This is a genomic window from Telluria sp. RB2R28, assembly GCF_059685835.1.
Genome location: NZ_JCASIK010000002.1, coordinates 243,200 through 267,666 on the forward strand (window position 1 = coordinate 243,200; position 24,467 = coordinate 267,666).

The 24,467-nt window shown below is 60.6% G+C and carries 22 protein-coding genes, 5 tRNA genes and 1 pseudogene; 1 reads left to right on the forward strand and 27 read right to left on the reverse strand.

From position 1 onward, the window contains the following. Window positions 1–414: 414 nt before the first annotated feature. The 4 genes and pseudogenes from AC56LV_RS08610 to AC56LV_RS08625 form a co-directional block, all read right to left on the reverse strand. Window positions 415–2,013, reverse strand: a complete 1,599-nt coding sequence (locus AC56LV_RS08610; protein WP_499556965.1) for an NAD(P)-binding protein — start codon at window positions 2,011–2,013, stop codon at window positions 415–417. Continuing rightward, window positions 2,013–2,696: a hypothetical protein gene (locus AC56LV_RS08615; RefSeq protein WP_499556966.1), complete on the reverse strand. Its 684-nt coding sequence runs from the start codon at window positions 2,694–2,696 to the stop codon at window positions 2,013–2,015. The genes AC56LV_RS08610 and AC56LV_RS08615 overlap by 1 nt, the downstream gene beginning before the upstream one ends. A gap of 981 nt (window positions 2,697–3,677) precedes the next feature. Next, window positions 3,678–4,334, reverse strand: a complete 657-nt coding sequence (locus tag AC56LV_RS08620) for an MBL fold metallo-hydrolase (RefSeq protein ID WP_499556967.1) — start codon at window positions 4,332–4,334, stop codon at window positions 3,678–3,680. A 46-nt stretch (window positions 4,335–4,380) separates the two neighbouring features. After that, a pseudogene (locus AC56LV_RS08625) lies at window positions 4,381–4,605 on the reverse strand (IS3 family transposase); the annotation flags it as partial. 186 nt (window positions 4,606–4,791) lie between these two features. Here AC56LV_RS08625 and AC56LV_RS08630 point away from each other — a divergent pair. Continuing rightward, a complete protein-coding gene (locus tag AC56LV_RS08630) occupies window positions 4,792–7,428 on the forward strand; it encodes an AAA family ATPase (protein WP_499556968.1) in 2,637 nt (878 codons plus the stop codon). Between the two features lie 187 nt (window positions 7,429–7,615). On the opposite strand, the gene AC56LV_RS08635 is transcribed toward AC56LV_RS08630, so the two are convergent. From AC56LV_RS08635 to fabG, 23 genes are all read right to left on the reverse strand, one after another. Then, window positions 7,616–7,689: transfer RNA gene (locus AC56LV_RS08635), tRNA-Cys, on the reverse strand. Window positions 7,690–7,765: 76 nt separating this feature from the next. Next, a tRNA-Gly gene (locus tag AC56LV_RS08640) sits at window positions 7,766–7,841 on the reverse strand. Window positions 7,842–7,878: 37 nt separating this feature from the next. Beyond that, window positions 7,879–7,954: transfer RNA gene (locus tag AC56LV_RS08645), tRNA-Gly, on the reverse strand. 75 nt (window positions 7,955–8,029) lie between these two features. Next, a tRNA-Gly gene (locus tag AC56LV_RS08650) sits at window positions 8,030–8,105 on the reverse strand. A gap of 67 nt (window positions 8,106–8,172) precedes the next feature. Then, a tRNA-Gly gene (locus AC56LV_RS08655) sits at window positions 8,173–8,248 on the reverse strand. A gap of 87 nt (window positions 8,249–8,335) precedes the next feature. Next, window positions 8,336–8,914, reverse strand: a complete 579-nt coding sequence (gene pgsA / locus AC56LV_RS08660) for a CDP-diacylglycerol--glycerol-3-phosphate 3-phosphatidyltransferase (protein WP_499502940.1) — start codon at window positions 8,912–8,914, stop codon at window positions 8,336–8,338. Between the two features lie 200 nt (window positions 8,915–9,114). After that, window positions 9,115–11,115: an excinuclease ABC subunit UvrC gene (gene uvrC, locus AC56LV_RS08665; protein ID WP_499556969.1), complete on the reverse strand. Its 2,001-nt coding sequence runs from the start codon at window positions 11,113–11,115 to the stop codon at window positions 9,115–9,117. Window positions 11,116–11,133: 18 nt separating this feature from the next. Then, window positions 11,134–11,541 carry a holo-ACP synthase gene (gene acpS / locus AC56LV_RS08670; protein WP_499556970.1) on the reverse strand — a complete coding sequence of 136 codons (408 nt, stop codon included), beginning with the start codon at window positions 11,539–11,541 and terminating at the stop codon, window positions 11,134–11,136. Beyond that, window positions 11,538–12,320, reverse strand: coding sequence for a pyridoxine 5'-phosphate synthase (gene pdxJ, locus AC56LV_RS08675; protein ID WP_499556971.1), 783 nt, complete (start codon window positions 12,318–12,320; stop codon window positions 11,538–11,540). The genes acpS and pdxJ overlap by 4 nt, the downstream gene beginning before the upstream one ends. A 16-nt stretch (window positions 12,321–12,336) precedes the next feature. Then, complete coding sequence (gene recO / locus AC56LV_RS08680) at window positions 12,337–13,167, reverse strand: DNA repair protein RecO (protein WP_499556972.1); 831 nt, start codon at window positions 13,165–13,167, stop codon at window positions 12,337–12,339. A gap of 24 nt (window positions 13,168–13,191) precedes the next feature. Then, complete coding sequence (era, locus tag AC56LV_RS08685) at window positions 13,192–14,088, reverse strand: GTPase Era (protein WP_332530878.1); 897 nt, start codon at window positions 14,086–14,088, stop codon at window positions 13,192–13,194. Beyond that, window positions 14,085–14,876: a ribonuclease III gene (gene rnc, locus AC56LV_RS08690; RefSeq protein ID WP_499556973.1), complete on the reverse strand. Its 792-nt coding sequence runs from the start codon at window positions 14,874–14,876 to the stop codon at window positions 14,085–14,087. Before rnc ends, era begins: the two co-directional genes overlap by 4 nt. 95 nt (window positions 14,877–14,971) lie before the next feature. Further along, on the reverse strand, window positions 14,972–15,358 hold the full coding sequence (locus AC56LV_RS08695) for a DUF4845 domain-containing protein (RefSeq protein WP_183558242.1): 387 nt from the start codon (window positions 15,356–15,358) through the stop codon (window positions 14,972–14,974). Between the two features lie 10 nt (window positions 15,359–15,368). Beyond that, window positions 15,369–16,298 carry a signal peptidase I gene (gene lepB / locus AC56LV_RS08700; RefSeq protein WP_183558239.1) on the reverse strand — a complete coding sequence of 310 codons (930 nt, stop codon included), beginning with the start codon at window positions 16,296–16,298 and terminating at the stop codon, window positions 15,369–15,371. Then, a complete protein-coding gene (gene lepA / locus AC56LV_RS08705) occupies window positions 16,298–18,091 on the reverse strand; it encodes a translation elongation factor 4 (RefSeq protein ID WP_183558236.1) in 1,794 nt (597 codons plus the stop codon). The genes lepB and lepA overlap by 1 nt, the downstream gene beginning before the upstream one ends. Window positions 18,092–18,272: 181 nt before the next feature. After that, the gene (locus AC56LV_RS08710) at window positions 18,273–18,578 is read right to left on the reverse strand and encodes a glutaredoxin family protein (RefSeq protein WP_499556974.1); all 306 of its coding nucleotides are present in this window, start codon (window positions 18,576–18,578) and stop codon (window positions 18,273–18,275) included. Further along, entirely contained in the window at window positions 18,578–20,041 is a 1,464-nt protein-coding gene (locus tag AC56LV_RS08715; RefSeq protein ID WP_499556975.1) for a DegQ family serine endoprotease, read from the reverse strand. Before AC56LV_RS08715 ends, AC56LV_RS08710 begins: the two co-directional genes overlap by 1 nt. Before the next feature lie 133 nt (window positions 20,042–20,174). After that, window positions 20,175–20,540 carry a sigma-E factor negative regulatory protein gene (locus AC56LV_RS08720; protein ID WP_499556976.1) on the reverse strand — a complete coding sequence of 122 codons (366 nt, stop codon included), beginning with the start codon at window positions 20,538–20,540 and terminating at the stop codon, window positions 20,175–20,177. A 42-nt stretch (window positions 20,541–20,582) separates the two neighbouring features. After that, the gene (gene rpoE / locus AC56LV_RS08725) at window positions 20,583–21,185 is read right to left on the reverse strand and encodes an RNA polymerase sigma factor RpoE (protein WP_183558226.1); all 603 of its coding nucleotides are present in this window, start codon (window positions 21,183–21,185) and stop codon (window positions 20,583–20,585) included. 53 nt (window positions 21,186–21,238) lie between these two features. Continuing rightward, complete coding sequence (locus tag AC56LV_RS08730) at window positions 21,239–21,814, reverse strand: protein YgfX (protein WP_499556977.1); 576 nt, start codon at window positions 21,812–21,814, stop codon at window positions 21,239–21,241. Between the two features lie 163 nt (window positions 21,815–21,977). After that, window positions 21,978–23,225 (reverse strand): beta-ketoacyl-ACP synthase II, encoded by a 1,248-nt coding sequence (fabF, locus tag AC56LV_RS08735; protein ID WP_332530887.1) that lies wholly within the window; start codon window positions 23,223–23,225, stop codon window positions 21,978–21,980. Between the two features lie 42 nt (window positions 23,226–23,267). Next, on the reverse strand, window positions 23,268–23,507 hold the full coding sequence (gene acpP, locus AC56LV_RS08740) for an acyl carrier protein (RefSeq protein ID WP_020653257.1): 240 nt from the start codon (window positions 23,505–23,507) through the stop codon (window positions 23,268–23,270). A gap of 212 nt (window positions 23,508–23,719) precedes the next feature. Then, window positions 23,720–24,457 carry a 3-oxoacyl-ACP reductase FabG gene (gene fabG / locus AC56LV_RS08745; protein ID WP_499556978.1) on the reverse strand — a complete coding sequence of 246 codons (738 nt, stop codon included), beginning with the start codon at window positions 24,455–24,457 and terminating at the stop codon, window positions 23,720–23,722. Window positions 24,458–24,467: the final 10 nt, after the last annotated feature.

Sequence of the window (24,467 nt, forward strand, 5' to 3'; positions counted from 1 at the left end):
GGAAGTCTTTTCTGCTTGGCCGAAAAAATGGAGTATTCGAGGACGCGAGAGCAACAATGTGACGCGGCCTTGATGTTTATGTTTTTGATTCATGCATATTATCCGGAAGCAACACTCTGCAAATATCCACCAAAAGTAACAATCTGGGAATTTCTTGAAGCTGAAGTACGAGGTCAGCAGCTTGATGCGCGCACAGATCTTGAGTCCTCTATTGGCGATCGAGCATAGCTTAAACTCTACTTTTAGCGGGCTCTAAAAATGGGGGGGTTACCGTGGTGCTTGCGACCGTGCTGACATAAGCGCTTGCTGCCGACACGCCAACGTCCTTGCACAGTCCAGCGCCGCTCCGTCCGAGGAAGCGTGCACTATCGGGCCTGTGCTTGAACCAGAGTTCGCGGCTATCGGACTTGGGGTTCATTGATGGCCTGAATGTATCGAGACTGGCCGAATTGGAGCCGGAATACGGCCCAACTCTGCACGCCCCGTGTCCAGATCGGTCAAACCAAGCAGTTGCGATGGTGACTCGGCCCAGTTCAGTCCTCCGCGGAGAATGACTAGATCACAATTTCTGGACACGTTGGCACCGTCGGTACATGCGATCTCGAGGTGTGCACCACGGCGGTTCCTGCCAATCCGGGTAAATTGGGTTACCTCTCCTGCAAGTATCTCGAGCTGCACGCCAGAAGAATTTTCCAACCCAGCGAGTACCTTATCGAACAACAACACGAGAAAACGATTGAGCGCATATGCCTTGGAAAAATACCCCCACTGAGTTACCAAAGTTAGTTTCCCGACATCCTGCCGCATCATCGACTGAAGCGCGTGGTCTAGGTTTGATTTTTCTTTAACGTAAAGATCATCGATAATACTTTTGAACGCGACATCCAAAGACTGAAATATGTGTGTTTCGTAAGTCCATACGGCCCCGCCAGTCGTGTAGCAGTCTGCTGCCGTAATCCTTGCCAACGCCGCGTGAACGAATGGCGAATCTCCGAGCCTGCTTCCGCCTTTCGGCTGAAAATCCATTAGATGATTCCATATGGCAAGCGCCTGCGGAAACTTTTCTACTACGAGGCAGCGCAACGTGTCCTGCAAAGCGCCATCGCCGGAGCCCAGAATCGCGACGCTCGGTTCATGAATTTTCTTGAAGCCCAATGCCGGTTTGAAGATACTGTCCGGCTCCCAGAACGGAGTGTGTTTGAAGCCCTCGTAGACAGGTTTTTTGTCAGCATAGTTCTTGACCTCGTCCGCAAACCCGACCGCGTAAATCACGTATCTGAATTGGAGTTCTTTCGTGACCGGTTTACCCGAGCCATCGACCAACTGAATGAGCGGCAGTTCTACCTCGTTCAGAGGAACCCCATGAATACTCGTTTTCCTCGCAAGGAGCTTTCTGAGTGCCTTTTTTGTGTTCTTGCATAATTGCGCATTCCTGATGAGGACACGCGATGCAGCCCTGCCTTTCTGGTATCTGTAAAAGCCATTTCCCCAGGCCTTGATGGGCTTCTCAAGTGCGGTGCGCAAGCTGGCACCGAAGTCACTGATTTTCTTCGGGACACCAAGTGGCAGTTGCAGCGACGGAAGCGGATGGGCATCCGTACCAAGCAGGACAGGCGTTGCCAGCGGAAACGCATGGTGGGCGTGATTCGGATGCGGCCATTCATACATTCCAGTGCTGACGTATCGCTCTGCTTTGCTGCGCAGCACGCCCCCCGGAACATGCTTGCCTTTTTCGATCAACACGAAACTGATGCCGAGTGCGGCAGCTTCAGCTGCTGCAGCAAGCCCGGCTGCACCAGCCCCGCATATCAACAACTCGAAATCACATTCCGGCTCGCCGGTTTTTTTCGGAGCCAGGCCGGTACTGATGAGTGTACGTACCAACGTCTGTCCACGCACGATCTGGTCGCGTAAGCTTATGTTCGAAAAGCGATAACTCAGGTCGAACTGGCGCGGCGCAATCTTGTAGGCAAGCAGTGGCAACGCATCTGCGGGATTTTCGAGCTTGGCCATCAAACTTGCTCCATGATTGAATCGAACATGTCCTGCTCTACGGAAAGCAATACCGGATGATTGATCAGCTCACCCACGCCGCCGCTGCCCGGAATCTTGCCTGCGTTACCATTTCCGCCGTTCGAGCCACCGCCACCGGCACCGCCACGCCCGTTTCCATTGCGATAGTCATCCCTGTCTCGACGGCGCACTTGTGCATCGCGGTTGCCTTCGTAATCACTTGCCGCTTCGCCATCGGGACGATATGGAATGGCTCCGGGTCTATCGAAAGCCTCAACGTACTCTCCGGCACGTATCTGCTTGTAAGCTGCCATGACGTCGTGAGGAATCGATCCACCGGCCGCATCATTGAAAATCTCGATTACGCCATTGCTCCCCACATACAGGACAATGGTAAATTCTGTCCAGCGAAAAACATTATCGATCAGCAATCCATGTGATTCGACGTCGTCCTCGAACAGGGTGGCCAGCCGGATTCGATTAGGCAAGAAGCGATGTCTCCAGAAAATACAGCCATCCTCGGATGATACAAAGAAATCGTCTGACAACACTCGATATAGCTTGGAAGCAATGATGCACGCCATCGCCAGCCGTTCCATTCGCGAATAGCGCCCCGGCGGGGCCAGACTCAGCCTCAACAAGTCGTCGGCGTAGGGGTTTTCGTTCGGATCAAAGGTTTTCATCGTTCGGCTCCTTCAGTGGTGTCTTCCACGGCCAGAAGCAGGTCGTAGACCGCAGTCTCTCCGAACAGCCGTGGCCTGAATTTGAATGTGGTGTGAAGCTCTACGTCGTCTCGGTGTAGGCACATGATCCGCCTAGACGTCGATCCACGTTCATTATCGGACGATTATCATTTGACAGTTACATTTCCGCAATAACTGAAATATCTTTTCAGCAAAATATTTCTCATGTGTGTTTTCGCGACGGCACCGAAGCGTAGTTGCCTGCAACCACTCCCTGCAGCACTCCGGACTGCTCTAGGGCCGCCAACTTACCTCCCCTCAGCAACCCGATCCGCGTCCTACCGACGTACTGCCCCCCCCGGATCACGACAGACCACGGTGCCGAGAAATCTCCCGGCTCAGTCGCGCGATTTCGCCCTCCATTTTGCGAAGACAGTCCTTGTCGGCAATCTCAGCTGCATCCCTGTCCAGATCGAACCAGGAGGCGGGATCGGCAGGCAGCACGGGACAGACGGCAACGACTTCTGCAGCCGCCTCACCCTGATCGCATCTGCCAGCGCCTCCTGCTGCTGGTCTCACCGTGCTGAAGGAACACCGCCTTGCCAGCCACACGCAGCCGGCCCTCGTGATGATCGAGCAGCCAGTCGAGCAGCCCGGCCTGATCGGCATGGGCCGAGTAGCCGGGCCGCCGTCGCAGGTATCTGAACTGACCACGTACACCGATGCGCAGTCGCCTCCGTTCGGGAGGTGCCGTCGGCGTCCGACGATTGCGCGAAACAGCGGTCGCCACGCGCGTGCAACGGCGTTCCCGCAGTCAGCAGGCTCGACATCCTCTGCGGCGTCGGTCCCGAGAGGCATGCGACAGATATCGATCACCGTTCGCACATGAGCAGGATCCTTGTTGTCCAGACTAAACCAGCGGAAAATCTGCTTCTCCAGCCAGAGCGGATGCACTTTCCTGTTCCTTCCATTGTTCTCGGTTCACAGGAGCGCTTCGAGCACTACGGCGTTTATCCTGCATGCGCTCGGCGCATCGATGTGGAAATCGACATCTTGGTAGCGCTCCGGATTCTCGGCCGCGATCCAGTGCAGATCGAGGAGTACGTCTTGGAAGCGCCCGAGAGCGAACGCAGGAATGATCAGGCTGCCGGAGCGCGCGAAGGTTCGGGTCTGCTGTGCAGTACGTACCGTCGCGCCGTAAGTGGACTCGATGACGGCAAAATCGTTCTCGCCGGCGTGCATTCGATGCCGCAGGAACGGCAGACTTTCCCGGTCTTCGGCGTTGGGCCCGAGATCGCCCGAAAACGCGATGCTTCGCTGCCCGGGCCTTGGCGCGCCCCAGTGAACTGCTACGGACAGCGAACCGATGACATGTCCTGAACGAAAGAAGCGCACAAACAGGTCCCTGTCGACCGGATGGAACCGACCGAAGAACGGGGCCTGAAGCGGCTCGTGCCAGCGCACTGCGCACACGTCCTTCCTAGTGAAACCGATGTCCGAGAGCTCGGCTGCGTCGCGCAGGAGGATCTTCGCGATTTCCGCGGTCTCCCTCGAACAATAAACCAGTTCCCGAAAACCTTTCCTGTACAGCATGGGAAGCAAGCCGCAGTGATCGATGTGCGCATGTGTGAGGATCACCAGCTTGGACTTCCCCCGGTTCAGTAGACAAATCCCGACCTCTCGCTGAGTCGCGTTCGAAGGCCTCGGGGCTGACACCGCCCAGATGGCTGTGGTGCCTGGTTCGATTGTAAAAGACTTCGATGTAGTCGAAGATATCCGCCCAGGCCAAATCTCGGGTTTTTTAGATGCGTTTGCGGATGCGTTCCTTTTTCAGGCTGCTAAAGAACGATTCCGCCACGGCGTTATCCCACCAATTTCCACGACGGCTCATGCGTGGCTCGAGATTGTTGGTGAGATAGCCCCTTGATTCACCAGACACAGTCGATGCTGTATCCTAACGGATAGGAATAAGACTGTGAGTATGACTAGGTAACGCTCTGAACTCCACTTAAGACAGTTACACCTTGCTATCCATTTTCTGGAAGATCAGGCATTGCATTCAGCGCTTAGTACAAATTACCATTGGCAATCTTAGTTGAAGAATAAACAATTCCTTGCTATGTCTGTTCTCCAAGAGATTCAAAGGTGGTCCTGCGATCTGCCCTCCTGGCAGCAGGACGCGATCGCGCGCATTTATAGCAAGACCGACCTTTCGGCCCAAGACGTAGACGACCTATATGCACTGCTGAAAGTGGAGCATGGGATTCCCGATCCGGCTGGCCGCACGCCTAGCAAGCTCGCGGCGAACCAGATCGCCGGTGCCGCGCCGAAGGGCCAACGCGTACAGTTGGAGTCGATCAAAAATCTTCTTCATGTGAACGCCTTGGCACCAGACCAACGCGTGCCGATCGCGAAGACCGGTTTGAGCGTAATCTATGGCGAGAACGGAGCGGGCAAATCCGGCTACTCCCGCGTCTTGAAGAAGGCATGCCGCGCCCGCGATCGAAGTGAAATGATTTATCCCGATGCTCGTTTGGCGCCAGGTCAAGTTGGCATCCCGCAGGCTAGCTTCGATCTACTGATCGACGACAAACCTGTGGAAGTCACTTGGGTCGCGAATCAACCGGCGCCGGAACCTTTGTCCTCACTGGCAATCTTCGACTCCCACTGCGCGCGGGCGTATGTGGACAACAAGGGGGACTTTGCCTACATCCCCTACGGCTTGGACATCCTCGAGAAACTGGTAGGCGTTTGCGGCAAGCTCAAGACAATGGCGAACAGCGAAGCCGTCGCCCTGCGGCCGAAGCTCGACGTGTTCGCTGCCCTAGGACAGACTCAGACCAAGGCCGGAGCGCAAGCTCGCAGTCTGTCCGCCAAAACTAAGCCAGCGGTCATCGAGGCCATCGCTACTCTGACTGCCGCCGACAAAGAGCGGCTTGCTCTGCTGACCAAAGCTCTCTCCGAGCGGGATCCCAAGCAGAAGGCGCGGGATCTCAATGCGAAGGCAATCCGCCACACTGAGCTTGCCCAACGCATAGCCACTTCGGCCGCGCATTTGACAGAAGCAAAACTGGCTGCGCTTAGTGACCTGATCGGCAACTCCGTCGCGGCGAAGGAAGCCGCCGAGCTGGCCAGCAAAACTTTCAAGGAGACGCCTGGCCTGCTGCCCGGCACCGGCGGTGAACCGTGGAAGGCACTGTTCGAAGCCGCTCGACACTTCGCCACTGAATCACACTCTACCCTAGAGTTCCCTCACCTCGGCCCTGACTCCGAATGTCCGCTTTGCCAAAACAGACTGGCGCAGGAAGGCGCGGACCGGTTGGAGCGGTTCGACAAATTCGTTCAGCAGGAAGCCGAAAAGCGCGAGAAAGCAGCGCGTGCCGCCGCAGTCGCGGCTTACAATGAGCTGCGCAACGCCCCGGTCAATCTGCTACTCGAAGGCGCTTTGACGGCGGAGTTGGAAGCGACCGATCCCGCGTTGCTGGCCAAATGTCAGGCCTATCAAAAGTCGCTGACCATTCGTCAAGCAGACGCCATCAAAGCCTGCTCTCCAGGAGAACGTTGGAACGCTATATCCGCGCTCACCGAAGACCCGCAGACGCAGCTGAATGACATCGCGGTCAAGCTGATGGCTGAGGCCAAGGCGCTGGAAGACTCCGCTGATGACAAAGCCAAAGCGATGATGGTCGCGGAGCATGCGGAGCTGGACGCCCGGTCCAAGCTGTTTGACCTTAAACTGGTGGCGCTGGACACCATTGAAAAGCTGATCTTGGTTGGCAAGCTGGAAACCTGCGCGAGCAAGGCAGGCGCGACTACAGGGATTTCCAGACAATCTACAACGCTCTCCAACTCAATCGCCACACAGGAAGTGGTTGCGGCACTCAACGAAGAGCTTAAAGCGCTGAACGTGCATGAGCTTAGAGCGGCGATGAAGGCGGAGACCGTACGGGGCAAAACGCAATACAAGCTCGTACTCGAGATGCCGGGGAACATGGCTGCCAAAGACGTCCTCAGCGAAGGTGAGCAACGCGCCATCGCCATCGCTGCTTTCCTGGCCGAAGTAAATCTGAACGCGGGACTCGGCGGCGTGGTGTTCGACGATCCTGTGTCCTCGCTCGACCATCGGCGCCGCTGGCATGTCGCCAAACGTCTAGCGCAGGAAGCGCTCAAACGCCAAGTGATCGTGTTCACGCATGACATCTATTTTCTCTGCATCCTGCAGCAATGCGCAGAAGCTCTTAAGCTCGACCTCAACCCGCAATGCATTCGCAAGGCGCAAGGAGGCTTCGGTGTGCAATCGGATCGCGTTCCGTTCGATGCCATGCTGACTACAAGACGAATTGGAGCTTTGCGAGACATGCGAGCGAAAGTACTCGCTGCTAAAAATGGCGGGGATGAGGAAGCGCAGGTCCGCTTGACCCGCGAGGCCTACTACAACCTGCGTCTCGCCTGGGAGCGAGCGGTGGAAGAAGTGTTGCTGTTTGGAGTCGTGACTCGCTTCGAGGAAGGCATATCCACCTTGAAATTACGCGCTGTGGTTGTGGAAGATGCTGATTACAGCGTCATTGAGGCCGGCATGACCAAGTGTTCCAAATTCGCGCACGATCCGGCTATGGGAGCCCATTTACCCACCCCGACTCCCGAAGAGCTTGCGGAGGATATTGAAACCTTGAACTCATGGCGCGCAACAGTGGAGAAACGCCGTGACGAAATCCGGAAACGGCGGAGTTGATATGTTCCATTCAAGCCGGCTACGGGGTTGGATGCACCGGCTAGGCGAATTGCCCCTAGTTTGCCAGCGACTTGCAAGCCTGAGAATCATCGTTCGATTCAGGATGCCGAAACCAAATCGCCGGCTAAAGCCGGCGATAGGTTAGTTTTGATGCGGATCAAATCCCAATCGAGGACATGAGATATGCTGGAGGCGAGGACGGGAGTCGAACCCGTCTAGACGGCTTTGCAGGCCGCTGCATAACCGCTTTGCTACCTCGCCAGAGGAGTTGATGCGCTCGTGATGCGGGCGGTTATGCACCGCATCAACAAGGGAAGAATGGATCTTCCTGAAATTCTGGAGCGGGAGAAGAGGCTCGAACTCTCGACCTCAACCTTGGCAAGGTTGCGCTCTACCAACTGAGCTACTCCCGCTGGGGAGTACTACGTTACTACGCCATTTGCAAGACACTGGAGCGGGAGAAGAGGCTCGAACTCTCGACCTCAACCTTGGCAAGGTTGCGCTCTACCAACTGAGCTACTCCCGCTTAGAGCCATGCAATTACTAATCACATCTACTGCTTTACTACGCCAATGCTACGTCTGCAACAACCAGCCGGAACTGGAGCGGGAGAAGAGGCTCGAACTCTCGACCTCAACCTTGGCAAGGTTGCGCTCTACCAACTGAGCTACTCCCGCGTACAGAACAACGATTATGACAGGTTTCAGACGTTTTTCCAAGATCGCGTGCCAACTTTGCAATCTTTGGAGCGGGAGAAGAGGCTCGAACTCTCGACCTCAACCTTGGCAAGGTTGCGCTCTACCAACTGAGCTACTCCCGCTTCGTCTTTCAATCTGTCGCGTTGTTGTCGCAACAGGCAGGCATTATAGAGATTCTATTCCGTACGTCAAGGATGCCCGGAAACTAATTAAATCGGGCCCGCTTTTTCCTTGATCAGAGGCCACGCGCGGCGCAGGTAATAGAACATCGACCACACCGTCAGCACGCCCGCGATCCACAGCAGGTACTCGCCCCAGAAGTGGATGTCGATGCCGAACAGGCGGTCATGGAACAGCAGCATCGGGATCGCCGTCATCTGGGCAGCGGTCTTGATCTTGCCGATCGAGCTGACCGCCACCGAGCGTGTGGCGCCGATCTGGGCCATCCATTCGCGCAGCGCAGAGATCGTGATTTCGCGGCCGATGATGATACCGGCGATGATCGCGTCGACGCGGTCGAGCTGGACCAGCACGAGCAGCGCAACGGCCACCATCAGCTTGTCGGCGACCGGGTCGAGGAAGGCGCCGAAGGCCGAGGTTTCGTTCCAGCGGCGGGCCAGGAAACCGTCGAACCAGTCGGTGATGGCGGCCACGATGAAGACGGACGTGGCAGCCAGGTTACGGTCCTGCATGCTCATCCAGTCGGAGGGAAGATAGAACAGTCCGACCACCAGCGGAATCAGGGCGACACGTAACCAGGTCAGGAGAATCGGGATATTTAAAGGCATGGGGGGAGCTGATTACCGTGGAAAATGCTTGGCCGTAAGTCTACATGGCTAAGGGGGTTTGGGCCAGTTGACTCGTCGGTAATATCGACGAACAGCGGACGCTGCAGTGCGTGCAAGCTCAACGGCTGTGGCGCGATGCCGGTTGACACCGGCTGCAGAGATTGGCGGCGCCGTGGAACGCCGCGGGCCTCTGCCAACCCTCAGTGCAGTTGCCGGTAAATCTCTTCGGCGAGCGCGCTCGAAATACCCTCGACTGTCATCAGGTCTTCGACACTGGCGTCGATGACCCCACGCAGGCCGCCAAAGCGTGCCAGAAGGCGCTGGCGGCGTTTGGCACCGATACCCTCGATCTCTTCCAGGCGCGATGCCTGGCGCGTCTTGGCGCGCTTGGCGCGCATGCCGGTGATGGCGAAGCGGTGCGCCTCGTCGCGGATCAGGGCCACCAGCATCAGCGCCGCCGATTCCTTGCCCAGCTCCTGCGCCGGGCGGCCATCGGCGAAGATCAGGGTTTCCAGGCCGACGCGGCGCCCTTCCCCCTTGGCCACGCCGACGATCATCGACAGGTCCAGCCCCAGTTCGGTAAACACCTGGCGCGCCATCTCGACCTGGCCCTTGCCGCCGTCGACCAGCACGATGTCGGGCATCACGCCGGCGCCGGCCAGCACCTCGGCTGCTACCTTTTCGTAGCGGCGCATCAGCACCTGCCGCATGGCTGCGTAATCGTCGCCCGGCGTGATGCCGTTGATGTTGAAGCGGCGGTATTCGCCGTTCTGCATCGCGTGGTGGTGGAACACGACGCACGACGCCTGCGTCGCCTCGCCTGCCGTGTGGCTGATGTCGAAGCACTCGATCCGTAATGCGTCGAGATCTTCGGTCTCCAGCCCCAGCGTGTCGGCCAGCGCGCGCGTGCGCAGTTGCTGCGAGCCCTGCTCGGACAGCAGGCGCGCCAGCGCGATCTCGCCGCCCTTCTGCGCCATCTCAAGCCACTGGCGGCGCTGGCCGCCCGGCTGCAGCACGAGGTTGATGCGATGGCCGCACTGCTCGCTGAGCGCCAGGATCAGCTCGGGCTGGTCGAACTCGACGTTCAGGATCAGCGTGCCCGGGATGAATTGGCCCGCATAGTGCTGCGCCAGGAACGCGCACAGCACCTCGACGTCAAGCGGGCATTCGCCCAGCGACTCGCCGACATGGCTCGGGAAGTAGGCGCGGTCGCCCAGGTGCCGGCCGCCCCGCACCATCGCGAGGTTGACGCAGGCGCGCCCGCCCTGCAGCACGACGGCAATGACGTCGACATCGGCGTCGCCCACGGTTTCCATGCTTTGCGCGTGCAGCACTTTCGACAGCGCCTGGATCTGGTTGCGCACACCGGCCGCCTGCTCGAACTTCAGGTCCATTGCATAGGTCTGCATTTTGTTTTGCAGGTCGGCCATGACCTCGCTCTGGCGCCCGCGCAGGAAGCGCGCGGCGTTCTCGACGTCGAGCTTGTACTGCTCCGGCTCGATCAGCTTGACGCAGGGCGCGCTGCAGCGGCCGATCTGGTGCAGCAGGCACGGCCGCGTACGGTTGGCATACACGCTGTCTTCGCAGGTACGCAGCATGAACACGCGCTGCAGCAGCTGGATCGATTCCTTGGCCGCCCAGGCACTCGGAAACGGGCCGAAGTACTGGTTGCGCTTGTCGAGCGCGCCGCGGTAATACGCCATGCGCGGCGCTTCGCCGCCCGTGATCTTGATGTACGGGTACGATTTATCGTCGCGAAACAGGATGTTGTAGCGCGGCTTGAGCGACTTGATCAGGTTGTTTTCAAGGATCAGCGCTTCGGCTTCGCTGCTCACGACCGTCGTTTCCAGACGCGCGATCTGCGACACCATCATCGCGATGCGCGGGCTCGACAGGTTCTTCTGGAAATAGCTCGAGACGCGGTTCTTCAGGTTGCGCGCCTTGCCGACGTATAAAACATTCTCGGCCGCGTCGAAGTAGCGATAGACGCCGGGCAGGCCCGGCAGGCGATTGACGGTCGCAAGCACCTGCGCGCGCACGTCGGGTTCGACCTTGGGGCTCAGTTCGCGGTTGGCCTCGGCGCGCGACTGATCACGCGCCTGGGCCAGGCGTTCGCGCCCCAGGCGCGCCGTCAGTTCGGGCGTGAGTTCGGCACCGCTGTCGGTGGGCGTGGTTGGTACGACGGGCTTTGCTTCGGACATGAATCTCTTGAAAAGGGGTCAGGCTGCTGGCGCGGGGGCCTGGGTGACGATGACGAACGCGACGCCGTAATCGGCCTCGTCGCTGATCGACACCTGGGCGCTGAGCCGGTTCTGCTGCATGAATGCTTCGAGCGCGCCGCTGCAGACGATCACCGGTTTGCCGCTCGGGGCATTGAGCATCTGCATCGAGCGCCAGGTCATCGGCATGCGGATCCCGGTGCCGATGGCTTTCGAGAACGCTTCCTTGGCCGAAAAACGGGTGGCCAAAAAACGCAGCCCGCGCACCGCGTTCTTGGCGCTGCGGGCGTGGTACTTGGCCAGCTCTTGCGGGCCGAGGACTTTTTCGGCAAAACGCGGGCCGCTGCGCGCGAGCGCCGCTTCCACGCGCGAGATCTGGACGATGTCGGTGCCGATGCCGTAGATCATGCCGGCCCGGTCCCGCTCGTATAGGCCGTGCCCAGGCGCGCCGCGACCATGATCGCCTTCATCTCGCGCACGGCATTTTCGAAGCCGACGAACAAGGCGTGGCCGACGATGGCATGGCCGATGTTCAGCTCGTGCAGGTCCTTGATGGCCGCGATCGGCTGGACGTTGGTGTAGTGCAGGCCATGGCCGGCATTCACGCGCAGGCCGCGCTGCACGCCTTCACGCGCACCAAACCGGATGCGTTCGAGCTCATGCGCGACTTCGTCCGGCGTGGCCTCGGCGTAGCGGCCCGTGTGCAGCTCGATCACGGTGGCGCCGACGGCGGCGGCCGCCTCGATCTGGCGCGCGTCGGCATCGATGAACAGCGAGACGCGGATGCCCTCATCCTTCAGCTGCTTCACGGCCGCCTCGACCTCGTTGTAGTAGCGCACGACATCGAGGCCCCCTTCGGTCGTGACTTCTTCGCGCCGCTCGGGCACCAGGCACACGTCCTGCGGTTTGACGCGGCAGGCGAAATCGATCATCTCGCGCGTGACGGCCGCTTCCAGGTTCATGCGGGTGGCCAGCAGCGGGCGCAGCGCGATCACGTCGGCGTCCCGGATGTGGCGGCGGTCTTCACGCAGGTGCAGCGTGATCAGGTCGGCTCCGGCCTGCTCGGCCAGCAGCGCGCCGCGCAGTGGGTCGGGATAAGTCGTGCCGCGCGCATTGCGCACGGTGGCGATGTGGTCGATGTTCACGCCCAGGTCGATCACCTGGCCAACGGGTTGCAGGAAGCTCATGGTGTTTGGTCTTGTTTTACAGTTGCATCAAGTCGATCAGGATCTGGCGCGTGTTGAGCGGCTGGCCGCCCAGGTGGTGCGCCAGCAGGAAGCGCATCAATTGCTTGCTCTGCGCCTGCGTGGCCGGGTCAGTATAGTCTTCGCGCTCCATGTCCAGCAGTGTCTTGCCCAGCACCACCGGCCAGACTTCGCCTGCACCGGCTTCACGGGCGCCGCGTTCGGGGTCCACAACATACAGACCCTCGAGCGTCAGGCTGCTGCGCGTCACGGTACTGCGACTCAGGTCGGCAGCAACCCCTGTCTCCTTAAGTAAGGCCCGTTCGAATTTTCGCAAGACAATTTGCGCAGGTTCGCCGTGGGCCAACTGGTTCAAGGTAGAGACATAGTGGTCAAACAGGGCCGGGTGGCGATCGTCGCGCGCCAGCAGTTTGACAAGGAGTTCGTTGAGGTAGAAGCCGCACAGCAGCGCCGTGCGCTCCAGCGGCAGCATGCCGCCGACCCATTCGGCGTCGATCAGCGTGCGCAGTTCGGATTTGCCGCTCCACGACACGGACAGCGGCTGGAAGGTTTGCAGCACGCCACGCAGCTTGGAAAACGGGCGCTTGGCGCCCTTGGCCACGACACCCACGCGACCATGGTCGCGCGTGAACATGTCGATGATCAGGCTGGTTTCTTTGTAGGGATAGCTGTGCAGCACGAAGCCGGGCTGGCCGAGCACGCGGCCGTCACGCGCCGAGGTTCTGGCAGGTGCGCTGGAAGATGCGCTGGCCGACGCGCGGGTCCGCTTGGCGGGCGGTGGCGCCGCCTGCTCGGGCGCGTCGTCGATCAGGTCATCGTGGCTCGGCATGCTGTGTGGGCGCGCTCCGGGAACTTACTCGTAACCGTAGGCGCGCAGGCCCATTTCATTGTCGGCCCAGCCCGATTTGACCTTGACCCAGATTTCCAGGTACACGGGGCCGCCGAACAGTTTTTCCATGTCGAGGCGCGACTGCGTCGAGATTTCTTTCAGGCGCGCACCCTTGTTACCGATGATCATCGATTTATGGGTATCGCGTTCGACCAGGATGGCGGCGAACACGCGGCGCAGATTGCCCTCTTGCAGGAACTGCTCGATCAACACGGTGCTGGTGTACGGCAATTCATCACCCGACAGGCGGAATACTTTTTCACGGACGATCTCGGCCGCGAGGAACTTTTCGCTGCGGTCGGTGATGTCGTCCGGACCAAACACGGGCGCATTCTGCGGCAGGTGGTTCTTGATCTCGTTTTCCAGCGCATCAATCTGGAAGCGCAGTTTGGCGGAGACTGGCACGACGGCGGCAAATTCGCGCATCGCGGCGATCTTTTGCGCGAACGGCATCAAGACGGCCTTGTCCTTGACGTGGTCGGACTTGTTCAGCACCAGGATCACTGGCACGTTCTTTGGCAACAGTTCCAGCACTTGCTGGTCGGCCGGGCCGAAGGTGCCGGCTTCGAGCAGGTACAGCACGACGTCGGCCGAGATCAGCGTGTTCGAGACGGTCTTGTTGAGCGTCTTGTTCAGCGCGTTGGCGTGCCGGGTCTGGAAGCCCGGCGTGTCGACGTAGATGAACTGGGCATCGTCGCGGGTCTGGATGCCGGTGATGCGGTGGCGGGTGGTCTGCGCCTTGCGCGACGTGATCGACACCTTGGCGCCGATCAGGACGTTCATCAGCGTCGACTTGCCGACGTTTGGACGGCCGACGATGGCGATATAGCCGCAGCGGAAATTGTCGGGGATGGCGTTCATGCTTTTTTGCTTCCTGGTTGTTCTGGCTTTGCCGCAGCCGGCGCCAAGGATTGGTCTGGGGCGCCGCCCTGATTGGTGGCGATGCCGGCCAGCTTGAGCTGGGCCGTGCGCGGCTTGGCCTTGCGGCTGACGGGCGACTTGGCCAGCGCTTTCTGGGCAGCGCCCAGGGCCAGGCTGGCCGCAGCCTGCTCGGCGGCGCGGCGGCTGCCACCGCGCCCGAACACTTGCACACTCAATTTGGGCACCAGGCATTCGACTTCGAATTCCTGGCTGTGCGCGGCGCCGTGCGTGGCCACCACATTATACGTCGGCAGCGCGATCCGCTTGGCTTGCAGGAATTCCTGCAGCAGCGTCTTGGCGTCCTTGCCCAGCGTACCGGGGTCAACCGTGTCGAGCAGCGGAATATAGAAGGCGCGGATGACGTCGCGCGCGCTGTCGAAGCCGGCATCGAGGAAGATCGCGCCCAGCAACGCTTCGAGCGTGTCGGCCAGGATCGACGGCCGGCGGAAGCCCCCCGATTTCAGTTCGCCCTCGCCCAGGCGCAGGAACTGCGACAGGTCGAGCTTCTGGGCGATCTCGAACAGCGCCTGCTGCTTGACGAGATTGGCGCGCAGGCGCGACAGGTCGCCCTCGTCCAGGCCGCGATAGCGCTCGTACAGGATCGAGGCGACGACGCAGTTCAGGATCGAGTCGCCCAGAAATTCGAGGCGCTCGTTATGCAGCGCGCTATGGCTACGGTGGGTCAGGGCTTGCTGAAGCAGCCCGGCATCCCGGAATGTATAGCCCAAGCGCGTCTGCAATAACTGATGATTCATTGTCGGTGTCGTGTGCGTGGCCGGCGCCAGGCGCCCTGCCACGAAGTCCATATGGCGTGAAAGTACGGTTACGGTGCGGCGGTGCTGGCCTCGGCGACGATGCCGCTCGGGTCCGTGGTGCCGGAAAAATCGATGAGGATGCTGACGTTGCCGGCCAGGGGCAGACGTTTTTCGTAGGCGAAGCTGATCTCGAGGTCGCCATCGTCGCGCGTGAAGACCAGATCGGTGCCGCGGATGGCTTCGACGTCGTTGATGCTGGTATTGCGGTCGAACGCTGCCTGCATCGCCCGCACCGTGCCGCCTTCGGCCTTGGTCTTGACGATGGCGGTCTTGATCGCGTTGTATTCGATATAGGCCGGAATCATGCGCATCGCAAAGACCAGCACGAGGCCGATCACGGCAAGGGCCACGATCAGGCCGGTCAAGGTGACGCCCTGCTGTTTGCTCCGGACCATATGCACCTCTTTAATGAATGCCGCCAACGCGCTTGAAGTTGCCAAAGTTCATCCAGACGACGAATGCCTTGCCCACGATATTGCGATCCGGCACGAAGCCCCAGTAGCGGCTGTCGGCGCTATTGTCGCGGTTATCGCCCATCATGAAATACTGGCCGGCCGGCACGACGCAGGTAAATTTGTCTTCTGTGTAGTCGCAGGCTTCGCGCAGCGGGAACTGCTCGACGCTGGGGAAGTCAAAGTTGCGGCGGTCGGCCGTGTTCAGAATGCGGTGTTGCGTGAAGCCGCCCGGGCTCGGCAGTTTTTCTTCGAGCTGCTTGTGGTAGACCGGATGCTGGTCGTCCAGGTAATCGTCCAGCGGCGTGTACTCGACGGCCTTGCCATTGACGGTCAGGCGCTTGTCTTCGTAAGTGATGGTATCACCAGGCACGCCAACGACGCGCTTGATGTAATCCTGGCTCATGTCCTTCGGGTATTTAAACACCATCACGTCGCCCCGCTGCGGGTCATTGATCTGGATAATTTTTTTGTTGATGATCGGCAGGCGGATGCCGTAGGTGTACTTGTTCACCAAGATGAAGTCGCCCACCAGCAGCGTCGGCACCATGGACGACGACGGGATCTTGAACGGCTCCCAAAGGAACGAACGCAGGATGAACACCATGGCAATCACCGGGAAGAAGCTGCCCGAATACTCGACCCAGGTCGGCTGGCGCACGTGCGCCGCCTCAATCGCGGCGCGGTTGCCGTTGTGGTCGACCTTGATGCCTTCGGCCACCAGCTTGGCATTGCGCGCATCGTACTCGCGCAACGCGGCATCGGCGGCGCGCCGGCGTTGCTTTGCCAATACAAACCGGTCCAGGCACCAGATGATGCCCGTGATGACCATCAGCACGAACAGGATCAGGGCGAAATTGCTCAACACGGGTTGCAGGTTCATTATTTGTCTTCCACCTGGAGGATCGCCAGGAACGCTTCTTGTGGGATCTCCACCGAACCGACCTGCTTCATGCGCTTCTTGCCTGCCTTTTGTTTCTCGAGCAGTTTCTTTTTACGGGAGATGTCGCCGCCGTAGCACTTGGCCAGCACGTTCTTGCGCAGCGCCTTCACGTTTTCCCGCGAAATGATCGTTGCGCCAATGGCGGCCTGGATCGCCACGTCGAACATCTGGCGCGGAATCAGTTCGCGCATCTTCGCAGCCACTTGGCGGCCACGGTACGGTGCGTTGGCGCGGTGCACGATGATCGCCAGCGCATCGACCTTCTCGCTATTGATCAGCATATCGACCTTGACGACGTCGGCGGCGCGGTTTTCCTTGAACTCGTAATCCATCGATGCGTAACCGCGCGAGGTCGACTTCAGGCGATCGAAGAAGTCCAGCACGATCTCGGCCATCGGGATTTCGTAGTGCAGCTTCACCTGGCGGCCGTGGTAGGCCATGTCCATCTGGATGCCGCGCTTGCCGTTACACAGCGTCATCACGGCGCCCACGTATTCTTGCGGCATGTACAGGTTGACGTCGACGATCGGCTCGCGCACTTCGTTGATCTTCGATGGCTCAGGCATCTTCGACGGATTGTCGACGCGGATCATGGTGCCGTCGCGCATTTCGACTTCGTACACGACGGTCGGGGCCGTCGTGATCAGGTCCATGTCGAATTCGCGCTCGAGGCGCTCCTGCACGATTTCCATGTGCAAGAGGCCCAGGAAGCCGCAGCGGAAGCCGAAGCCCAGCGCCTGCGAAACTTCCGGCTCGTACATCAAAGCGGCGTCGTTCAGCTTGAGCTTTTCGAGGGAATCGCGCAGCGCGTCGTACTGGTTGGCTTCGACCGGGAACAGGCCGGCAAACACTTGCGGCTGGACTTCCTTGAAGCCCGGCAGTGGTTCCGCGGCCGGCTTGTTGGCCAGGGTCACCGTATCGCCGACCTTCGCGGCAGTCAGTTCCTTGATGCCGGCGATGATGAAGCCCACCTGGCCAGCCGACAGCGACGGCAGCGACACCGAGCGCGGCGTGAACACGCCGATGCTTTCGACCAGGTTCACCGAACCGGTCGCCATCAAGAGGATCTTGTCTTTCGGGCGCAGCGTGCCGTTGATCACGCGCACCAGCATCACGACGCCGACGTACGGGTCGTACCACGAGTCGACGATCAGCGCCTGCAGCGGCGCATCGGCGTCGCCCTTTGGTGGCGGCACACGGGCGATCAGCGTTTCCAGCACGTCTTCGATGCCCAGGCCCGTCTTGGCCGAGCACATCGTCGCGTCGCTGGCGTCGATGCCGATGACGTCTTCGATTTCCTTGCGGGCGTTGTCCGGGTCGGCATGCGGCAAGTCGATCTTGTTCAGGATCGGCACCACTTCGACGCCCAGGTCGAGCGCGGTGTAGCAGTTGGCGACCGTCTGCGCTTCCACGCCCTGCGACGCGTCGACGACCAGCAGCGCGCCTTCGCAGGCGGACAGCGAGCGGCTCACTTCGTACGAGAAGTCGACGTGGCCCGGGGTGTCGATCAGGTTCAGGTTATAGACCTGGCCATCGCGCGCCTTGTAATGCAGGGCCGCGGTCTGGGCCTTGATGGTGATGCCGCGCTCGCGTTCCAGGTCCATCGAATCGAGCACCTGGGCATCCATTTCACGGTCCGACAAGCCGCCGCACAGCTGAATGATGCGGTCAGCCAGGGTCGATTTACCGTGGTCGATGTGGGCGATGATGGAGAAGTTACGTATGTTGTTCATTAACAGAGCTCAAAACCAAATAGACCGCGAATGCGGCGGATACGACTGAATCAGGGTGCACGTGCCGCGCGCGGCAAACAGAAAAAGCGCCGCGCCGGGGCCGTGCCGGTCCCCAGGCGAGCGCCATGGCAAAGCAAACAATTCTGGGGAGGGCCGTCTTGAAACACGCCAACCCGGCATTTTACCGGATTTCGGGACGGCCAACGGGATTTCGGGCCTGGCCCTCGAGGTAGGCCAGCACCGCGGCGCGGTCGAGGAAGTAATGGCACAGCTCGGGCTGGTCGGGTGCGCCATACAGCACCGGCACCAGCTCGTCGAAGCGCGCCACCAGTGCGGGATCAGCGTCGACGTCCAGTACGCTGATGGCGAATGGCTGCGCCGGGGTTTCCATGGCCCGCAGCGCTGCCAGCATGTCGTCGCACAGGTGGCAATACCCGCGCGCATACAGCGTGAACGATACTGGTGGCGCGGCGGGCACTGCGTGCATCAGGGACGCGGCTTGATGGTCAGGTATTGCGTGGCGCCGTCGCGTTGCACCAGCAGCGCCACAGGCTTCGCCTTGTCATGCCTGGCGAGCAGGCCCGCGAACTGTTCAACGCTCGTGAGCGGCGTGTTGTTCCACTGCAGGAGTACGTCGCCCGGCTCGATGCCGGCGCTGGCTGCGGCGCCGGTCGCGTTCTCGACCAGCACGCCGCCCTCCACGCCCAGCTGGCGGCGGTCGGCTTGCGGGATGGCCGACAACGTCAAGCCAAACGCATTGGCCGTCGCGCCCTGTGCCGGCTTTTTCGCCGCAGGCTTGCCGGGTGTCGATTTCTCGTCCTGCAGCTCGACGATCGTGACTGGCACCTCGACCTGCGCGCCACGGCGCCAGACGGTGACGCTGGCGCGGCTGCCGACCTTGGCGGCGCCCACCAGGCGCGGCAGGTCGCGCGTGGTCTCGACCGGCTGCTTGTTGAAGGCCAGGATGATGTCGCCGACCTTGATGCCGCCCTTCTCGGCCGGCCCGCCCGCCTCGACCATCGAGACTTCGGCGCCGCGCGCCTTGCCCAGACCGAGCGATTCGGCCACGTCGCGCGTGACTTCGCTGATCTGTACGCCAATGCGGCCCCGCGTGACCTTGCCGGTGGCCTTGAGTTGCTCGGAGACGCGCGTGACTTCATCGATCGGTACCGCAAACGAGATGCCGTTGTACGCACCCGACAAGGTGGCGATCTGCGAATTGATGCCGATGACTTCGCCGCGCATATTGATCAGCGGACCGCCCGAGTTGCCGGGGTTGACCGCCACATCGCTCTGGATCAGCGGCAGGTATTCGCCCGTGTCGCGCGACTTGGCCGAAATGATGCCGGCCGTGACCGTGTTTTCGAGGCCGAATGGCGAGCCGATCGCCAGCACCCATTCGCCGACGCGGATCTTGCTGGAGTCGCCCGTGCGCAGGTAGGGCAGGTTCGTCGCGGTCAGCTTGAGCAGCGCCACATCGGAGCGGCGGTCGGCGCCCAGCACCTTGGCCTTGAATTCGCGCCGGTCGGTCAGCGTGACCGTGACTTCGTCGGCGCCTTCGACCACGTGGGCATTGGTCAGCACGTAACCATCGCCCGAAATGATGAAGCCCGAGCCGACGCCGCGCTGGACTTCGCGCTCTTCTTCGGCTTGCGGCGGGCCGCGCCGGCCGCCGCGCGGCGGCATCTGGCCACCGAAGAAGCGGCGCAAGAATTCCTGCATTTCTTCTTCGCCGGGCGCCCCGCCCCGCGTGCTGACACGTTCGGTAGTGCGGATATTGACGACGGCCGGGCCGACCTTGTCGATCACATCGGTGAAGTCGGGCAAGCCCGTGACGGTGGGCGCGGACACAGGCGCGGCGCCGGCGGCACAGGCAGGCGACAGGGTGAATGCGGAGGTGCCGGACACGAGCAGTGCCGACAAGAGCAGGCTGGCAGTTTTACTGGTCATGGATTCGCTGTTGAATGGCTAAGATTGACCAAATGGTAAGCCAAAAACGGCGCTTTGTCGCGTTTCCAGGCGTCGCGTGCAGGACGGCCAGGGCTGCACTGTGTGACAGCTTGACCTGAGGAGGAAGCGCGGCTCAGGAAGTGCCGGGCTTGGCGAGGATGGCGGCCTGGCGTGTTGACTCGGTGGTGCCATTGGCACTGCCATTGTGGCCATCGGCGCTGTCGCCATTCTCGGGTGCCACTGCTCCCGACTCCGCCGCCAGACGCGCCGCCAGCCGTTCGGCAAAGCCGGGCGACAACGCTGGCGCCGGCGTCGCGCGCAGCGTGTCCCTGATCAGGTGGTACCGGTCCCACGCCGCTTTGCCATCCCTTTCCTGAAGTGCGGCGAACGCCAGTTCGGCATCGGCCTGCGGCAATTCGCCGTCGACCAGCGCAGAGATATGCGCGCGTAGTGTCTCGTTGGTGTCCATCGGGGTGTCCGTCGACGTCGGTGTGTTCACGGTATGTTCAATCTTAATGCTGTGTTCGTACGATCCCGCTACCTACCGTCGCTTGTCAACCGGAAATTCAAGCAAAGGCCGCAATTTTTCGGCAATGACTTCGCGCGCCCGAAAAATACGGCTGCGTACCGTACCGATGGGACAGGCCATCACTTCGGATATTTCTTCGTAGCTGAGTCCTTCTATTTCGCGCAAGACAATTGCCGTGCGTAGTTCCAGGGGCAGCGCTTCCATGGCCGCATTCACCGTATGAGCGATCTGCTTACTGGCCAACATCGACTCCGGTGTATTGATGTCACGCAGACTGTCCGCATCGTCGAAGCCTTCGGCCCCTTCAGCGTCGGTCTCGGTCGAGGTCGGTGCGCGCCTGCCCTGGGTCACCAGATAATTCTTGGCCGTGTTAATGCCTATCCGATACAGCCAGGTATAAAAGGCGGAATCACCGCGAAAATGGCGCAGTGCCCGATATGCCTTGATGAACGTTTCCTGCACGACGTCTTCGGCTTCCGCCGGATCGTGAACAAGACGCGACACCAGGCGCATCAAGCGGCGCTGGTACTTGGAGACGAGCAGATCGAACGCCTTTTGTTCCCCTGCCTGTACGCGCTCCACCAGCACTTGATCACTCTCGCGTTCTGTCGTCACGGACCATGCCCCATTGGCGACCCTCTCCTAAGAGTTGATCCCCTGCAATAAGTTCAAAGTATTTTTGTCGCTTCTTCGCGCACACCCTGCGCCACCGACCGTACCGCCACGGACAGCGCACGAAAGTCGCCTGGCGACACGCTGTCGGGCAGTACGACGAGCGATACGGTCTTGCCAGCCGCCGTACGCAGACGCAGCAGGATGCAGCCCGGCCAGACCGTGGCGCCCGGCAGCAGCGTCACCGCAACGCCTTCGGACGTGGGTCCGGATGAACCCGCTACGTGCGGTGCGCCCGCCGCGCCGGCTGCGCGCATCTCTTGTTGTACCGTCAGGCGTAGCTGCCCAAGTCCAGAAATATCAAGGCGGTGTGCCGTTCCAAATTCGGGCAAAAGTGCATGGGAATCAGCCTGTGAGCATGCCTGCAGACGATGACGATGACGATGGCGTGCGCGGACCAGTGGCCACCCCAGCGCCGCAGCGCCGGCCAGCGGCACAAGGGCGACGAGCCCGCCCAACGCGAAGCGTTCAGGCGTGGCGAGGCCGATGACCAGGGCGGTCGCAATGAGGGCGCCACCGAGCGCAGCGCACAGCCAGTACAGGCAACGCGACGGCCGGACGATGACAGACACCGCACAGTTCATACAACGAGGGAAGCATGATTAGCTGGCCCGGCGGGCAAGCTGCGGACGTTGCCGCCAGCACCGGAACATCACCGCTGTAGAACAACAAGCGGGCAATGCACCGGGCTGCAGAAGCGCCCATCCCGTTCGACCGGGATGGGGCTGGTCAAGTTCAGATTTTCGCGAAAACGAGCGTACCGTTGGTACCGCCAAATCCGAACGAGTTCTTTACCGCGTAATCGATCTTCATCTCACGCGCCGTGTTGGCGCAGAAGTCCAGGTCGCACTCGGGATCCTGGTTGAAGATGTTGATCGTCGGCGGCGAGATCTGGTTATGGATCGCCAGTACCGTGAACACCGATTCCAGGCCGCCGGCGCCACCAAGCAGGTGACCGGTCATCGACTTGGTCGAATTCACGACAATCTTCTTGGCATGGTCGCCAAATACGCGCTTGATGCCGCGCACTTCTGCGGCATCGCCCAATGGCGTCGAGGTGCCGTGCGCATTCACGTACTGCACCTGGTCGGCATTGATGCCGGCGTTGTTGAGCGCGTTGACCATGCAACGTGCCGCGCCACTGCCATCCTCGACCGGCGAGGTGATGTGGTTGGCGTCCGCGCTCATGCCGAAGCCGATGACTTCAGCATAGATGCGGGCGCCGCGCGCGACAGCGTGTTCATACTCTTCGACGACCATGACACCGGCGCCCTCGCCCAGCACGAAGCCGTCGCGGTCGCGGTCCCATGGACGCGAGGCCGTGGCCGGATCATCGTTGCGGGTCGACAGCGCGCGTGCCGAGGCGAAGCCGCCCAGGCCCAGTGGCGACACGGTCGACTCGGCGCCGCCCGCGATCATCACGTCGGCATCGCCGTATTCGATCAGGCGCGCTGCCGCGCCGATACTGTGCAGACCGGTGGTGCAAGCGGTGACGATGGCCAGGTTCGGACCACGCAGGCCGAACTTGATCGAGAGATCGCCCGAGATCATGTTGATGATCGAGGCTGGCACGAAGAACGGCGAAATACGGCGTGCGCCGCGGTTCATGTATTCCTCTTTGGTGGCTTCGATCAGCGGCAGGCCGCCGATGCCCGAACCGATCACCACGCCAATGCGGTCCGCATTTTCTTCGGTAACAACCAGGCCCGAATCCTGCAGGGCCTGGATCCCGGCTGCCATACCGTAATGGATAAAGCTATCCATATGGCGGCCTTCTTTGCCCGGCAGGTAATCCTCGACGACGAAGTTCTTTACTTCACCAGCGAAGTGGGTCGTGAATTGCGACGCATCAAACTTGGTGATGGCGGCAATACCCGACTTGCCAGCCAGCGCTGCATCCCACGCTTCGGTAACGGTGTTACCGATTGGTGAAATGCAGCCCAGGCCAGTGACGACGACACGGCGGTTGCGTGAACGACTCAAGCGATTCTCCCAAAAACTGTAAAGCGACTACTAGACCCCGACTCAGGCTTTGACGTGCGCGGTAGCGTAGTCGATGGCTTGTTTGACGGTGGTGATCTTCTCAGCCTGTTCGTCAGGGATTTCCATTTCGAACTCATCTTCCAGAGCCATCACCAGCTCGACGGTGTCCAGCGAGTCAGCACCGAGGTCGTCAACGAACGAGGATTCGATTTTGATGTCTGCTTCAGCAACACCCAGTTGCTCAGCGACGATTTTTTTAACGCGTTGTTCGATATCCGACATGTTGTAGCTCCATTAAGGTATGTGTTGCGGAAAGTGCGCGCATTTTATCAGGTTTGCGACCTGAAAAACTATTTTCGGCGACTGCGCCTAACTCGCCGGAAAGTCCTGCTAAAAGTCGGGATTGCACCGATATCGTCCTGTTCAAACGGGGCCAATTATCGTGCAATCCATCCCTTTATTGCTGCTGTTTTCTTACTTGATGCTTAATATACTTAATTCATGTACATGCCGCCGTTCACGTGCAGCTCGGTGCCCGTGATGTAGGCCGCTTGCGGACCGGCAAGGAACGCCACCGCATGGGCGATGTCTTCCGGCTGACCCAGGCGGCCCAGCGGAATCTGGGTCAGCAGTGCAGCGTGCTGGTCGTCGCCCAGCGACTTGGTCATGTCGGTATCGATGAAGCCCGGCGCGACGCAATTGACGGTGATGTTACGGCTGCCGATCTCGCGCGCCAGCGCGCGGGTCATGCCGGCCACGCCGGCCTTGGCCGCCGCGTAGTTCATCTGGCCCGGATTGCCCGAGGCGCCCACCACCGACGTGATGTTGATGATGCGGCCGGCCTTGGCCTTCATCATCCCGCGCAGCACCAGGCGCGACAGGCGGCCGACGGCGGTCAGGTTGGTGGCGATCACGCCGTCCCACTCTTCGTCCTTCATGCGCATGGCCAGGTTGTCCTGGGTGATGCCGGCATTGTTCACGAGGATCGACAGGCTGCCGAATTCCTTCTGCACATCCGCCACGACGGCCGCGCAGCGTTCGCTGTCGAGCACGTTCAGGACGACGCCCTTGCCGCCGAACGGCGCGAGGTAGTCCGAGATCGCCTGCGCGCCGGAATCGCTGGTGGCCGTGCCGACGACTTTGGCGCCCTGGCGGGCCAGTTCAAGAGCGATGGCCTTGCCGATGCCGCGCGATGCGCCGCTGATCAGGGCGACTTGGTTTTCCAGATTCATGGTGGTCCTC

What these genes read in the sequence shown, in the direction of transcription:
- AC56LV_RS08610 (WP_499556965.1), bottom strand. Translation starts at nt 2,013, where the DNA reads ATGGCCAAGCTCGAAAATCCCGCAGATGCGTTGCCACTGCTTGCCTAC.
- AC56LV_RS08615 (WP_499556966.1), bottom strand. Translation starts at nt 2,696, where the DNA reads ATGAAAACCTTTGATCCGAACGAAAACCCCTACGCCGACGACTTGTTG.
- pgsA (WP_499502940.1), bottom strand. Translation starts at nt 8,914, where the DNA reads ATGCCTTTAAATATCCCGATTCTCCTGACCTGGTTACGTGTCGCCCTG.
- uvrC (WP_499556969.1), bottom strand. Translation starts at nt 11,115, where the DNA reads ATGTCCGAAGCAAAGCCCGTCGTACCAACCACGCCCACCGACAGCGGT.
- acpS (WP_499556970.1), bottom strand. Translation starts at nt 11,541, where the DNA reads ATGATCTACGGCATCGGCACCGACATCGTCCAGATCTCGCGCGTGGAA.
- pdxJ (WP_499556971.1), bottom strand. Translation starts at nt 12,320, where the DNA reads ATGAGCTTCCTGCAACCCGTTGGCCAGGTGATCGACCTGGGCGTGAAC.
- recO (WP_499556972.1), bottom strand. Translation starts at nt 13,167, where the DNA reads ATGCCGAGCCACGATGACCTGATCGACGACGCGCCCGAGCAGGCGGCG.
- era (WP_332530878.1), bottom strand. Translation starts at nt 14,088, where the DNA reads ATGAACGCCATCCCCGACAATTTCCGCTGCGGCTATATCGCCATCGTC.
- AC56LV_RS08695 (WP_183558242.1), bottom strand. Translation starts at nt 15,358, where the DNA reads ATGGTCCGGAGCAAACAGCAGGGCGTCACCTTGACCGGCCTGATCGTG.
- lepB (WP_183558239.1), bottom strand. Translation starts at nt 16,298, where the DNA reads ATGAACCTGCAACCCGTGTTGAGCAATTTCGCCCTGATCCTGTTCGTG.
- lepA (WP_183558236.1), bottom strand. Translation starts at nt 18,091, where the DNA reads ATGAACAACATACGTAACTTCTCCATCATCGCCCACATCGACCACGGT.
- AC56LV_RS08710 (WP_499556974.1), bottom strand. Translation starts at nt 18,578, where the DNA reads ATGCACGCAGTGCCCGCCGCGCCACCAGTATCGTTCACGCTGTATGCG.
- AC56LV_RS08715 (WP_499556975.1), bottom strand. Translation starts at nt 20,041, where the DNA reads ATGACCAGTAAAACTGCCAGCCTGCTCTTGTCGGCACTGCTCGTGTCC.
- acpP (WP_020653257.1), bottom strand. Translation starts at nt 23,507, where the DNA reads ATGTCGGATATCGAACAACGCGTTAAAAAAATCGTCGCTGAGCAACTG.
- fabG (WP_499556978.1), bottom strand. Translation starts at nt 24,457, where the DNA reads ATGAATCTGGAAAACCAAGTCGCCCTGATCAGCGGCGCATCGCGCGGC.